Annotated in this window: 10 protein-coding genes; 6 read left to right on the top strand and 4 right to left on the bottom strand. The window is 46.6% G+C overall.

Annotated features, from left to right (window positions below; genetic code table 11):
- The first annotated feature begins 347 nt into the window (after positions 1-347).
- The gene (gene arsN2 / locus H8K33_RS13890) at positions 348-1,280 is read left to right on the top strand and encodes an arsenic resistance N-acetyltransferase ArsN2 (RefSeq protein WP_186891631.1); all 933 of its coding nucleotides are present in this window, start codon (positions 348-350) and stop codon (positions 1,278-1,280) included.
- A gap of 42 nt (positions 1,281-1,322) precedes the next feature.
- Here arsN2 and H8K33_RS13885 read toward each other — a convergent pair whose 3' ends face one another.
- From H8K33_RS13885 to H8K33_RS13875, 3 genes are all read right to left on the bottom strand, one after another.
- Positions 1,323-2,717, bottom strand: coding sequence for a protein kinase domain-containing protein (locus H8K33_RS13885; protein WP_186891630.1), 1,395 nt, complete (start codon positions 2,715-2,717; stop codon positions 1,323-1,325).
- A gap of 117 nt (positions 2,718-2,834) precedes the next feature.
- Positions 2,835-5,060, bottom strand: a complete 2,226-nt coding sequence (locus tag H8K33_RS13880) for a hypothetical protein (RefSeq protein ID WP_186891629.1) — start codon at positions 5,058-5,060, stop codon at positions 2,835-2,837.
- A gap of 178 nt (positions 5,061-5,238) precedes the next feature.
- Positions 5,239-6,732 (bottom strand): FHA domain-containing protein, encoded by a 1,494-nt coding sequence (locus tag H8K33_RS13875; RefSeq protein ID WP_186891628.1) that lies wholly within the window; start codon positions 6,730-6,732, stop codon positions 5,239-5,241.
- Between the two features lie 296 nt (positions 6,733-7,028).
- On the opposite strand from H8K33_RS13875, the gene H8K33_RS13870 reads away from it, so the two are divergent.
- The 3 genes from H8K33_RS13870 (at position 7,029) to H8K33_RS13860 (ending at position 9,672) form a co-directional block, all read left to right on the top strand.
- A complete protein-coding gene (locus H8K33_RS13870; RefSeq protein ID WP_186891627.1) occupies positions 7,029-8,432 on the top strand; it encodes an aspartate kinase in 1,404 nt (467 codons plus the stop codon).
- Between the two features lie 46 nt (positions 8,433-8,478).
- Entirely contained in the window at positions 8,479-9,345 is an 867-nt protein-coding gene (locus H8K33_RS13865; protein WP_186891626.1) for an ion transporter, read from the top strand.
- 129 nt (positions 9,346-9,474) lie between these two features.
- Positions 9,475-9,672 (top strand): hypothetical protein, encoded by a 198-nt coding sequence (locus tag H8K33_RS13860; RefSeq protein ID WP_222613432.1) that lies wholly within the window; start codon positions 9,475-9,477, stop codon positions 9,670-9,672.
- Positions 9,673-9,685: 13 nt separating this feature from the next.
- Here H8K33_RS13860 and H8K33_RS13855 read toward each other — a convergent pair whose 3' ends face one another.
- Positions 9,686-12,040, bottom strand: coding sequence for a GspE/PulE family protein (locus H8K33_RS13855; RefSeq protein WP_186891625.1), 2,355 nt, complete (start codon positions 12,038-12,040; stop codon positions 9,686-9,688).
- A gap of 396 nt (positions 12,041-12,436) precedes the next feature.
- On the opposite strand from H8K33_RS13855, the gene H8K33_RS13850 reads away from it, so the two are divergent.
- A complete protein-coding gene (locus H8K33_RS13850; RefSeq protein ID WP_186891624.1) occupies positions 12,437-12,646 on the top strand; it encodes a cold-shock protein in 210 nt (69 codons plus the stop codon).
- Between the two features lie 776 nt (positions 12,647-13,422).
- Positions 13,423-14,712: a Xaa-Pro dipeptidase gene (locus H8K33_RS13845; RefSeq protein ID WP_186891623.1), complete on the top strand. Its 1,290-nt coding sequence runs from the start codon at positions 13,423-13,425 to the stop codon at positions 14,710-14,712.
- Positions 14,713-14,814 lie beyond the last annotated feature (102 nt).

The following is a 14,814-nucleotide window of genomic DNA, read 5'->3' as shown; positions in this document are numbered from 1 at the left end:
CTACGCAATACAGCCGATGGCGGTGTTGTATTCCCTTGGGGTGCCCGATAAACGGGGGGGAGCAGTATTGACCTCAAGAATATTTGGAGTTGGGTAGGGTGCGCCGTGCGCACCGAAGCAAACTATGTGTGTGGTGCGCACGGCGCACCCTACGCAATGAAGTCCAAGTCTGTGCAATTTGCGGAAGTCCTAAATTTTTAAGAGCATTTAAATAAGCTTAAGTACTTTCAACAAACTTCCATCAAGATAATTTACTGAAAGCAAGCAGGGATCAATTAGTTGTTATTGACAACCAATTAATCCCTGCTTATGATGTCTGCTCCTTTACCACCCCCATCATACTTTTTATGTCCGCATCACCATTATCAGGTTCTCTGGTCAGAGAAGTTAGCCGCCTTTTTGTTCGCTCACAACGTGCGCAGACCGCTTGCGTCGACGGCGCTTCGAATGTGCAATGCCATGTTTTGACTGAATTATTGCGAGTTGACGGCATTACTCAACAAGCCTTGGTCGAACGCTTATCTCTGGACAAGGCGTGGATCAGCCGTGCAGTAGAAGCGCTAGTCGGTGATGGCGTCGTCTCGAAGGTGACAAGTGAGCTCGATAAACGCAGTGTTAAACTCAGCCTCACTCCACTCGGGCGGGTACGTGCTGAGAAATTGGAAAATGCGCTCAATCATCACGCAGCCCAAGTATTTGATCTAATTCCGCAAGACAAACACGCACAATTGGAAGAGTCGCTCAACATCTTGATCGCAGCCTTGCGACAAAATCCTTTCGATGCTGCGAGTCGTGAAGTATCCAGTGCCTCCATTCAAGCGCCTGCCTCTGAGCTGGGATGTGTTGACCTAGTGCCACGCAAAGCACAGACGCATGATTGGCAAGCCATTGAGCACATGCTCAAGCAGGCCGGCTTACCTGTTGAAGGCGCGCTTGAACACTTGCATCATTTTTGTGTGATCAGCAAATCGGATCGCATTATTGCACTCGGTGGATTTGAGCTATATGGTCAGGTCGCCTTATTACGCTCTATCGTGGTTGACGAAAGTGCACGCGGCGCAAATCTAGGCTTACAGATCGTCACACATTTACGCCAACAGGCAAAGGCTACAGGGGTACACGATTTGTTTTTACAAACAACCAATGCACAAACTTATTTTGAAAAACTAGGATTTGAATCGATCAAGCGTGCCGAAGTTCCACACGCAATTTTGGCGTCTAGCCAATTCCAAGGAGCATGTCCGGCATCGGCTCATAGTATGCAACTAAAGATCGGATAACGACGCAATTACAATGCAACTACAACGGAAATAAGCACACACTCAAAACGGCAAACCACGCTCTTTGCTTAAGGCTGCCAGGTAGCGCTGCGCATCTTCCCAACTAATATTGCTTACTTGCACAGTCTCGCGCGTCTCCGCTGTTGTTTGACGTGCTTGCTGCAATAAACGCAACTCAGCCGCTTTATTGCGTCGTTCAAGCGCTTCTAAATCACGCAGTCGTTTTTGTTTTTCTGCCAAAGCATGCAAGGCTGCAGAAGCTTGTTGACGTCTTTGTAGTTCTAATTCTTTACGCAATCGTCTTTGTTCAGCACGCTGTTGCGATGCGCTATCCAAAACGGACAATTCTTGTGGTGGCACGGTTGATGAGGACAAGCCTGGTTCATGCACAAGCTGCGCGGCTTTTTTCATCGCTATTAAAAGCGCCAATGCAGTCGATGGACGCTTAGCAGCTTCGATCGCAAAACCACTTTGCAAAACCTGCCACTGTGCCTGATTGATGCCCAGCGGCTTCTGTGCCTGTTGTTGCGGTTGCCGATATTCACCAAAAGGCAAACGCCCTTCCAACATTTGATAAATCATAATTGCCATGGCATACACATCCAACGCTGGCGTGTATTGTGGTGTTTGAGAATTACTATGGGCTTGCATATCCGCTTCTGGTGCGCGATACCCTGCAGTTCCGGCATGCGGAGAACGCACACTAGGAAAACCCGGGGTACTCAATCCCGTACTAGTTTGCGTACGTAAACGCGCTGAAATACCAAAATCGAGCAACTTCACGTGACCATCACGGGTCAGGAATAAGTTGCCTGGCTTCAGATCACGGTGAACCAGTTTGTGTTTTTCCCACGCGTATTGCAAAGCATGCGCAACTGGCAACAACATGCGCAAAGCTTGTTGCCATTCACAGCGTTGATGTTGTGCCAGATAACGATCAAAATCTTGTCCATCCAGATATTCCATCATAATGAAATAGCTGTTGGTAGCAGGATCGCGCGCCCAATCATAAACTCGTACAATATGCTCATGCGCTAGTTTGCGCACCAACGAAGCTTCTTCAATGAGCAAACGTGTATGCAGTGTACTTTGGGTAAAATGCGGCGGAAGAATTTTGATCGCCAGTTTTTCACTATGACCAATTGCAGCAAGCGTCGCTAAATCACTAACTTGCCACACTTGTCCCATTCCACCCTGACCTAACAAGCGTTCTAATTGATAACGTTTGGCTTGGCCGCCAATTTCTTGACCTGCGACGAAACCTAAATCGGTTCCATCACTTGATTCAAACTGCGATTGCGGTGCACTCAAACTACCATTCGGGCCAAACTCAGTATCTAGAATCGCATTTTTTCTTTGCGTAAATTCTTGCTCGCTCAATAAACCTTCGTTCAAGAGATCACGCAATTCACGGATTTTTTGGAGTGGCTTTTGCATGATCTAGATTTGGTGCTTCGTTTTGTGCTTCATTTGTGCACTTTATTGTGCGTTTAGTTTGCTACTTTATGAATGACACTTTTCTGTCATTGACTTCCACAAGCGAGGCTCCGAAGCTCATTTTCTGCCGACGGATGACGCATGAGGACGTTGTAGTGGCATCAAATTCTGAACGATGCTCAAATCAATTTCGTGCCGTCTTTGCTGATCTGCCTCACGTTGCTCACGCTCTTCGCGCAAACGCTCTTGTAGCATCTTCATTGACTGCTCTAAACTCATGCCGTGCTGAATTTGTGCCATCGCACTCATCGCTTGCGCTGCATGACTTGATTGGCCGGCTTGCGCCGCTAATATCTGCTCAGCACTCATGCCTGCCTGTGTTTGCAGCTTCATCACTTCGGCTAAGGCGTTTGCATTGGCAACATCAGCGGTGGCGATCTTGCCAGTTTCACTAAAATTCGCAATCGCCTGCAAGCGCTCGACCTGTGTTTTTTCCATCGCGATCTGATGTTGCTGTTGTTTTTCCAGGCTCTGTTGTTGACGATCCCATGCTTGCTGCTCTGCCTGCAGCTGTAACTTCATCCGACTTTCTTCGATCGCAAACACCGCCAGCGCGGCTTGCTCTTGACGCTGCTGTTCTTGTTCTTGGAAACGTGCATGTAGCTCTATCGTGCGTTGTAATTTCCCTTGCTGTGTCGTGATGCGAGCCTGCTCTTCTCGCTGTTGAATCGAGGTGATTTGCTCTTGCACTTGCGCCAGTTTGAAAGCCGCATCCATCTCCTTAATTTGCTGCTCTCTTTGCAAATCATCGACGCGGGTTTTATGCAGTTCTTGCTCCCATGCTTGCATGCGTTGAAACTCGCGTGCGCGCAATTCGGTTTCTAAACTGATACTCATCAAACGATGTTTTTGACGTTCGTCTTCTAACTCTTGTTCCGCTTGTTGCAAGCTTTGCTGCTGTTGCCTTTGTAATTCAAGCTGCGATGCTTGCTGTGCCTTATCGGCGATTAACTGATTTTGTGCGATCTCATGTTCAAGCTGAATTTTTTGCAGCTGCTGTGCGCTTTGTAATTGCAATAATTGCGCTGCTTGTTTACTGTGCAATTGCGTTAATTCAGATTCTGAACGCATCTTGATACGCGCTAAAGTACGCACGTGCAACCATTGATCTGCCTCATTTTGGCGGATCTCATTTTTTTCTTTTAAATCATGTTCCAAGGCGCGTACCGTTTCACCCGCGCCTGCATCAATCGCTTGCTGACGGCTACTTGCCTCAGTCACCTGCGCGTATAAATCCAATTCGCGCAAACGTATGGTCTGCAAACGTTCTGCTTCATCTTGCTGCAACTTAGCGCGACTTAAACGCTTTTTCGCTTTATCGTAGTCACCTTGCAAATATAACCAACCCAGATCTTTCGCAAATTGCGCGCGCATTTCTTCATGACGATATCGCAAACGTACTTGCTCTTCTTGCTTGCTGACTCTTTGCCATTCACGTTCACGGTATAAATCATCAGCTTGTTTTGTGTGCTGTAATTGGGCACGATTGGCATCCAGTTGCAAAGCCTGCAGTTCAGCATTTTCGCTCAACGCCTCTCTCTCATTCGACAGTTTTACGTGTTGCAGTTGCTGCGTAATCAGCTGTGTCAACGCTAAGCCATAATTAGAAAACCTTTGGTTCAAAGTCGATAGCAATTGCTCATCTAGTTGCGCATAAAAATCAACATCATCTTGCATCGTTCGTAAAGACTTGGCTCTCACCACGCTTAGCAAGGCTTGTCTTACCATAGGTGCCAATAATGCCTGCAACTGCACAGTATTCAGTGTTCCTGGTGTCAGCATAAACTGATGTGCGAATTGCGCAATCTGGTCAATCTTAACGCGCAATAAAACACTGGCCGTTATTGGCAAAAACTCACTGGAATGCAAGTCATCGAATACAAAGTTCAAGGCTAAAGGGTGGGAACGCGTGATCAACAAATCCACTGCCTGATCAGGATTCAATGCATTAGTACGTGCGCGCAAGCTTTGCGCATCGTAACTACCTGAAAATAGCTCAACACTGCGGTCATTTTGCAAGACATAAGCGCGCGCACGGGCAGGAATTTGCACGCCATCTTTCGCCAGCTTTGCCAAGGACTCCACCGCAAAAAATACTGCCATCTCATCATCAGCAGGCAACCAATACGCTTGTTTAAAAATCGCTTCATGTGGCGGACTACCAACCAGCAAACCGCACTGCGAACAATAACTAGCATCTTTGGGATTTGCGGAGCTGCCAGAACTGCAATAAGCAGCACAACGAGCGCATTGAAGCTTGAAGGAATGAAATAATGAGCGCATGCAAAACCCCTTCCGACGGATCGCGTCGGCAACGAACAATCAATTGAAAACTGCGTAGAAAGATGCAGTGAGGAAAAGAATAGCATTCGCCCGCGAATCAAGAGGCGCGAATAGAGGCCGAAAAACCCGTCAAATCGGGATTATGGATAGAATGAAATTTGACGAAAAATCAAGCAATTCAAGTGTCGCAGGTGTACCGGTATGCCTGCAGGCTAGGATGCAGCCCTGCGAGTTCGATGGATGGATCAAGCACACTATCTTGCAAACTATGCGGATCGTGATACCAAAATTGCCCATGCTGATGAAAGAACAGCAGATTCTCATTGGTGGCCATCTTATTCGGCATTAGAGTCGGCATTAAAGTCGGCATTGAATCTGATGTACCAACTTCAGGTCGCTGCTCGGGGTTCAGCAGGTAAAACAGCGCGACTACATTTCCACCCACGATTCTTTGCAAGATGACGGCATGTGGAAAAATAGCAGCAACGCGCAATTCAACTAAGCCTTTAAAGCTTGCGGATAATTCCAGCCGCATGCCAACAAACAAGGGCATAGGGTGGTATTTTTCCAAAATGACCCCGTCGACCAAAAGACCGTAACGCGAAACATCGGTGATTTCAACACGCGCATCTTGCCTGCGGATAATCGCATGACGACTACTGATGCGCTTGGTCAACACTTGCTTTTGACCAGATTCGGTCAAGTGCTGCAATTGAATATCGGCGTTTTGTCGACTACCGTCTTGCCGCCCCAAACACCATTCATCGAGCGCTAACAAATGGAATGGTACTGCATTGGCGCGATTTTTAGCAACTAAGCTGGCGCGATAGGTGGTTGAATTTCTTACTGAGTTCGTTGTTGAGTTCGTTACTAAATTCGTTATTGATTTCGTCGCTGAATTTGTCGAATCAGGTTTCATCAAATCTTGCCTTGCTGGCGTTACGGGTAGGTTGAGTGATGAGGCTGGCACCGCAAGCTCAATTAATACTTCGCGCCAGGCGATACTACTTAAACCTATTGCATATTTCCCTTGATCACCACCAGCGCTATCTAAGGCATTGAAATCAAGTTGGGCGATTGCCGCATCTTTGGCATAAATATCCACATCCAAATTCGCATGCATGCCTATACCTGCTGGCTGAAAACCACTCAACTTAGCAATCGCACCATCTTCCGCATGGACCCGATATTGTTTTTGTGCCGCTAAAAATACCTGATGAATTTCACTCAGACTTGCATTCGCTCGCGGTAGCAAAATCGTACTGGTACAAACCCATAAATGCGGCTCACCTGCTGCATCGTGATAAGTCAGATGAATTTCTAATGGATATTGACCATGCTCACGCGTTTTAGTAGAGAAGCTCAACAAGATTGGTGGCCATATTCCAGCCGGGCTGCGTAACAGTTGATGGACGCTACCAGACTGTGCGATTAGCTCGGAACGGCAAGTTAAACTAATCTGCTGCAAACCAGGTTCAAAATCTTCAGGCAACTCTAATTTAAGCGTTTGCCGGCCGCCCGCTGCCCTCGGATCATAGCCACTAAATCGCAGATACGGTTGAACCGTCGTCAGGCCTGCGGATAATTTTCCCGATCCATAGGAAGACAGCGTGCCCAAGCTGGCCTGTGCCGACAAGTTTTGCCACGAATTTGCTTCTTGAGATTTATTCATTTTGCACAGACTTCACGATGGATCGCTGACTGCGCTTAATGTAGTCCATTCTGCGCGATGCAAATCCGCAGAACAGACTAAGATTTCCAGTCCAATTGCAAAGCTCAATCCTGTTAAAAAGTTAAGTCCATGGATTGACCAGTAGATCGCAGTGCAGTAACCTAGCCGCGCTCTTCATTTTGCGGACAGACTGCACTTCATAGCAAAATTCACAAAGAATGAAGACAAAGCATGCTCAAATCCATCTGCCCTAAAATAAAAATATTCTTGGCACCTCCACACAAACCGGAAACAGAATGAAAAAAATCGTTGTTAAATTTGGCGGCTCTAACTTACGCAAACCACAAGACATTGATCGCATCGTCAACGTCGTACAAACCTATCAACGCCCTTTGATTTTGGTGGTATCCGCATTTTATGGCATCACGAATGCCTTAATTACCTGTGTACAAGCGGCCAAAGAAGGTGCAGGAACCAAAGCCGCGTTAGCAGAAAGCCAGAATTACACGCAACATCTCCGACGTTTAAAACGTGAGCTGATTGACGCGAATGTCGCCGACCAAGCGCAACGCGATCGCATAGAAAAAGCCTTGGCAGTGCGGATCGATCAGTTAGATCGTTACCTGACTGGTATCCATTGTATTGGCGACGTACCAACCTTTGTCTATGACGCGATACTCAGCTATGGCGAACGTCTGTCCAGCTTATTGCTAACAGAAGTGCTACTCAGCCGCGGCATCCAAGCACGCGAGGCCTTACCAGAAGACATCGGACTAATTACTGACGGCGTGTTCGGCAACTCTGCCTGTGATTTTGCCGCAAGTACCGCATCGGTATCACAAGCCCTCGCTGGTGACGGTGTGATCGTGGTGCCGGGTTTTTATGGCATTGACCGTGATGGCAAAGCCACTTTGTTCGGCCGTGGAGGTTCCGACTATTCTGCAGCATCAATTGCCTGCTGTATCGGCGCAGAATCGCTTGATGTATGGAAAGACGTGGACGGTTTTTTAAGCGCGGATCCTGGCACTGTCAGTACACCACGTTCCATCGCACAATTAAATTATCTGGAAGCTGCGGAGTTATCGTATTTCGGCGCGAAAATTTTGCACCCACGAACCGTCGAACCATTATTTGACCAAGACATTCCTATTCGCATCTTGAACATCACTAAACCAGAGCGCGGCTTGCAGCCTTACACCATGATTAACGGACAACGGAAAGTAACCAAGGATGTGGTAAAGAGCGTGACCTCAACCGAAGATGTCGCCATCTTAAAATTACATGGTCCCGGAGTTGGCTTTAAATCGGGAATTTTGGCGCGTGTCACGAATCAACTCGATAGTTTGGGAATCAATATCAAGAGTGTGTTAACCGCACAGACGGCGATTAATATTTTGCTCGCACGTGATCACTTAGATGCAGCTTATGCGGCATTGGCAGAGCACCATTTGGCAGGCGTAGTGGAGGTATCCCGCAACGCTGAAGTGGCGATTGTCGCGGTGGTGGGTGATGGCGTGCTAGAAGCCTCTGATGTCGGCAGTGCAATTGCCAGTCGTGCGCTTTCCGCAGCAATTGCTAGCGGGGTTCGCGTTTGCCTAGCCGCTGCCGGTGCGAGCGAAGTCGCAGCGTATATGTTGGTACATCAGGATGATACGAAACTCGCATTGCAAGCGGTACACGCTGAGTTTTTTGGCGCATAACTTTCATCACCATCCCAATTAACCTAGACCCACTAAAGAGAACACGATGGAAAAACGCATTAGCGCCGACGCCGCCTTAGGGCGCCCCTTAGAAGGCTGGCGTTTACGTTTATACACCATCATTTTTGAGGCGGATACAAGAGCCGGACGTAATTTTGATATTGCACTGATCGTCGCGATTTTATTGAGCATCTTATTTGTGATGTTGGGTAGCGTCGCTTCAATTAATGCACAACATGCCGCACTGTTTAGCTGGGTCGAAATTGGCTTCACCGCTTTATTTACAATGGAATATATTGCCAGGTTAATCTGCGTCAGACATCCATTACGATATGCCTTGAGTTTCTTTGGTATTGTTGATTTACTCGCCACGCTACCTAGTTATCTGGCTTTGTTTTTTCCAGAAGTGTATGTACTGGTGGATATTCGCGTATTGCGCTTATTACGCATATTCCGGATTTTCAAACTCACTGCCTACTTGGCAGAATTCACGACACTTGGTTTCGCATTACGCGCTAGCGCACGTAAAATTTTGGTGTTTTTGTCAGTCGTCTTGATGGTTGTCGTAATCATGGGTACGGTCATGTATGCGGTCGAAGGACCAGAGCATGGTTACACTAGTATCCCCGCCAGCATTTATTGGGCAATTACAACCATGACTACGGTTGGCTTTGGTGATATCACGCCAAAAACCGATCTGGGTCGCTTCATCGCATCCACCATGATGTTAATGGGCTGGGGCGTATTGGCAGTGCCAACTGGCATCGTCACCGCGGAAATGACCGCACAACGTCGCCAATCTGCGAACACACCAACCACTCGTACTTGCCAAGAATGTCTGAGCGAAGGACATCAAGCCGACGCGAACTTTTGTCAACATTGCGGTGCGCATCTGCCGCTGTATCAACACTAATTTCCGATTTAATTCCGATTTGCGCTAAGACAAAAAGTATCTAGGTTTTTTTGAATATTGTTGGAGAGCAGTTTATGCTGGTCTTCGGCAATATTTTTGATATGAATTGCAAACGCAAAACTGGAGCGCATGATGACCTCAGGCAAAGACAATGGTGATTGGCTTTCTGCACAACAGGCAGTACAAGCCGATGGCAGCGAACGCGAGAATCTACCGCTAATCAATAAAAAATTACCGCCTTTAGTTCGCGATACAGAGGCAATCACTATGGTCGTCAACACTGCATCAACAAACGACAAGCTAGCGACAGACATTGAACAAACCTAGTTTGTCATCTAAGTTATTTGATACAAACCACTCTGACTTGTTTCATGTCGGTGATGCCGGATAGGACTTTTTCTATACCATCCATTTTCAAGGTCAGCATGCCGTCTTCCAACGCTGCGGTAAATAATTGCGCGACGCGTGCATGTTCCTGTATCAATTTTTTTACAGGGTCACTGCCAACCATGAGCTCATGCAAACCAACCCTGCCCTTATAACCATTCACACATTTATCGCAGCCTTGAGGGCGATATAAAGTAAATTGTCCTTTGGCATCGGCATAATCCTTCGCCCATTTTTTCAACACCTGACGTTTAGCTGCCTCGGCATCTTGTTGGAACGCAGAGGTTGGTAGCAACTCCGCGCAATACTCATTGAGCAAACTGAGCAATTCATCCTGCGTAGGATGATAAGCAACTTTACATTGATTACATAAACGCTTGGCCAAACGCTGCGCCAAAATACCGAGCAAAGCATCGGCGAAATTGAATGGGTCCATACCCATATCCAGCAAACGAATAATCGACTCCGGCGCGCTATTCGTATGCAAAGTTGCGAAAACCAAATGCCCAGTTAACGATGCTTCTAAACCAATCGATACGGTCTCTTTGTCACGCATCTCACCAACCATAATGATATCGGGATCGGCACGTAAAAATGCCCGCATCACAGTCGCGAAATCCATACCAGCTTTGCGATTGACCTGCACTTGTCGTAAGCCTTTTTGCGTAATCTCAACGGGATCTTCGGCGGTCCAAATTTTGGTTTCTGGTCGGTTCAAATAATGTAAAACCGAATGCAAGGTCGTCGTCTTACCTGAGCCGGTCGGCCCGCACACAAAGAAAATACCATAAGGTTTTTCCACCACGTCTTTCAAACGTTGTAGGTTATGCGGTAACACGCCTAGTTTATCTAAGGGTATCGGTTCACCAGCCGCCAAAATACGCATGACCACGTCTTCCATTCCTGCCGCGGATGGAATGGTTGCTACCCGCAATTCAATATCGAGAGGGCCGTATTTTTTAAATTTGATTTTGCCGTCTTGCGGCTTACGTTTTTCAGAAATATCCAGATCACACATGATCTTAATCCGCGCTAACAAAGCATTGCGATAGCTGGCTGGGATTTCAATATAGGGCGATAAAGAACCGTCTTTTCGGAAACGAATCAAGGTCTTCTCTTTACCCGGGCGCGGTTCGATATGAATATCCGAAGCGCCTTGCTGATAGGCATCGACAATCACTTTATTGAGTAACTTAACCAATTCGTTTTCGACCGCTGCGGAAACCTCTAGATTCGTACCAGCGGTGTCATCCTCTTCACCTTCCATGCCAGATAACAGTTCACCAACGCTGGCGCTATCCACAGTCTGTCCAAAAAATTGGTCAACTGTGAGTTTAAATTCACGTCTGGTCGTGACCTTGAAAGACAAACGTGCGCTAGGAAAAATCAAGTTAACCACCCTTGTACTTTTCACTTTTTCTGGATCTAATGCCAGAATAGTCATGCCACTCTTATCTTCAGAAATCGGCAACCAATTATTTTCTTCAACATATTGGCGTTTTAATTTCTTCACCAGTTCGACATCAACCACGCGGCCATCTTGCCAGGCTTCGTAAGGCACACCAAAAAACTTCGCTAGCGACAATCCCATTTTGACGACCGGTACCTGAAACTCATCGATTAGGATGTCTTCTAAATCCGCTTGTTTTTTTCTTGCTGCGCTGATCGCTAATTCAAACTCAGGCAAAGATAAAATTCCATCAGACACCAAGCCATTAAATTTTGACGGCGGAATAACTAAAGGCTTGCTCTTTTGCGCAAAAGCAATCGCCAAGGTTTCACACAGCTCACGCACGCCCTCCTGCGCAATTGCATTAAATGTCGTGCCATGACGACTATTGATAAACTGTATGGCGCCCAATAAGTCGCCTTTTACCGCATCAATAATGGGGGCGACGAGCATCTCTTTGGTACGGTAACCCGTACGCTGATCGATCGCTTTTTGAAAATGCAAATCAGCGGAAATAGCGCGCAACTCGGCTTCATCGTACACATCATTAATGCAAAGCACTTCGCGATTCAAAGCGACGTACCCAGCAATACTTTGGTCTGAGATCGGCAAACGAATGTCTTTAAAGGAATTGAGTCCTTTCTTTACCTTAGAAATCAAATTGCTAGCATCGGGAGCCACCACATAAATCGTCAGACGGTCACAATCAAATAAATCACAAATATCAGCGACCAAATCCGAAACAATTTGATCGACCGTGCTACTGGCATGAATCTTATTTGTTAGCGTCTGTAATCGTTTAAAGAAAATCAAACGCTGTGTGGCGCTATCTGCGCTGCTGTTTGGCTTCACCTGCATATTTTCCTTCTTTCATCAAAGCGGAAATAAATGATGCTGCATGATGGCATTATCACTCAATAAAATCATATTGAAAAAATAAGGGCGCGTACTTTAGACTCTTCTGCAACACATTTCTCAATCCCTGCTCACAACAACAGCTGATATTTTCATAAGAAAAAAAAGATTAGGTGATTTTAGATAAAGCATGTATATTCCGTTCCGTACTTGTATCAGGTCGTAATATTGTTGGTCCCAATTCCGCATGGCTGTTCTTCTCTAGTCGTTCTGTTTTATCTCCTTCGGTTTCATCTCTTGGTTTTAAGTGCCTAACAGGCAATCTTGCCTATCGGCCGCAAATCACGCACAAACTTTGTTTTGCGCAGTGAGCGCTGCCACTAATCTAAAGGAAATAAAATGAGTACTCAAACTGGAATCGTCAAATGGTTCAACGATGCTAAGGGCTTCGGCTTCATCACACCTGACGCTGGTGGCGCAGATTTATTCGCTCACTTCCAAGACATCCAATCTTCTGGTTTCAAAAGCCTGTCGGAAAATCAACGCGTTTCTTTCGAACGCAGCGCTAGTCCTAAGGGCGACAAAGCCAGCAACATTCAGATTTTGTAATCGCTACAAGATCTAATTAAATTTGATGTGTAATACATACGCATCAAAGCGAATGCAGGTCAGCACCGAGTTAAACCCTCGTGCGCACCAGCTAAAAAAGATTCACACCACGCAGATAGCATGGGTGAATTTGATTTAGATTCACACCCACATTCAAACCGCAAATGGTCGAAGTAAGTCGGGCAACAAACCCGGCACGCAGACCGCACAAACTGGTTCTAACCGGCTAAGGCCACTATGCAGATAGCATGGGGTAGTAGAAAATGGTTTAGCCAGGCGTGATGAAATTCAAGATGTCACCTTCATTCATGATTGGTGCAAGATGAAACATCAGGCAAAGCTAAAATTTCGCAAAATAACAGGCTGATTTGTGTACTTTGTGATTTGACGATGATTCGTCAAACGCAATCATTTGCTGCAAATAATTTGTACTTTGCACTGCACCTGTGTGATCAAACAGCTGCAGCCGCATAATTCCGAACGCACACCACGCAGATAGCATGGGTGCCGGAACCTTAGTAACACTTGGCAGATAGCCTTGGTTGTTAATGAATTATCGCAATGCATGAAGAGCCCGCCCTTGGTGGGCTTTTTGCTTTTTGCTTTTTACAAATACCAAATAATATTGTTCGGCGATTTTCATCAAGAATGTTGGTCATGAACATCATTTCATCGAATCAAATTTGACCACCACAAGTCTAAGCCCGATACTGAGCGGCTGCCTGAAAAACCATCAATCACATACTCAGGCAATCACATCAAACCCGGAGTATCGAATGAAAAAAACTATTTGTTCCGCCCTCATTTCCGCTGCATTTTGTATGAGCGCACCGGCACTCGCCGCAGACACTGCCGACACCTTGATCACTGCGCGCCAAATGCTCGACGTGCGTACTGGCAAAATGATCGCTAATCCACAAATTTTGGTGCGCGATGGTCGCATCATTAGCGTTAAACAAAATGGTAGCGCCAGCACCGACAGCAAATTGCAAAAAATCGATTTAGCTGGCATGACCTTGGTACCCGGCTTAATCGATATGCATGTCCATTTGGATACCGATCCGACTTATGGTGGTTACAGTAGCCTGCAATACAATGATCGTTTCTGGTCTATGCTCAATGTACCGCATGCAAGCCGTACTCTAGAAGCTGGCTTTACCACGGTGCGCACACTAGGTTCCGATGCATGGAATGATATCGGCTTACGCCAAGCGATTGATGAAGGAAAAGTGCCAGGCCCACGTATTGTCGCGGCGGCTTACTCTTTTGGTGCGACCGGTGGTCACTGCGATTCGACTTTCTTCCCACCATCAATGAACCAACAAAGTCCGTTTAATGCGGATAGTCCTGAAGAAGGACGCAAACGCGTACGCGAAATTCGCAAACACGGTGCGCAAGTCATCAAAATCTGCGCAACTGGTGGTGTGTTTTCACATAACACCGAGCCAGGTCAACAGCAAATGAGTTTGAAAGAAATGACGGCGATTGCGGAAGAAGCGCATCAATGGGGCATACGTGTCGCCGCACACGCACATGGCACTTCTGGTATTAAAGATGCGATTCGCGCTGGTATTGATACGATAGAACACGCCAGTTTGATTGATGATGAAGGTATTGCTTTAGCTAAAAAGCATGGCACTTATCTGTCGATGGATATCTACAATACGGATTACACCCAATCTGAAGGTAAGAAAAATGGCGTGATGGAAGACAATCTGCGCAAAGACCGTGAAGTCGCCGACGTGCAACGTGAAGGCTTCCGTCGTGCTCATGCGGCAGGTGTCAAAATGGTTTATGGCACTGATGCCGGCATTTATCCACATGGTGAAAACGCCAAACAATTTGCGACGATGGTGAAGTATGGCATGACGCCAGTACAAGCAATTCAAGCCGCAACAATCAATGCAGCAGAAGCACTCGCGAGCAAAGATGTGGGCATTATCGAAGCTGGACGCTTTGCTGATATGGTGGCAGTTGCTGGTGATCCCAGCAAAGATGTGCGCGTCTTGGAAAATGTCGCGGTAGTGATTAAAGGCGGGAAGATCGTCAAAGCACAACAGAAATAAAAGAGATTTATAAAGGCCAAGCGCTTTAACGAGTAAGAAGCGAGATGACGAGCGATATGCAGTCATCTCGCTTTTTTTATGATGAGATCTTCTTAGTCGAAC

Origin of the sequence: Affinundibacterium amnicola (genome assembly GCF_014284275.1) — a bacterium.
Taxonomy (GTDB): Bacteria; Pseudomonadota; Gammaproteobacteria; order Burkholderiales; family Burkholderiaceae_D; genus Undibacterium; species Undibacterium amnicola.
The sequence above is the reverse complement of the archived record's forward strand: the minus strand, read 5'-3'. Positions and strand labels throughout refer to the sequence as shown.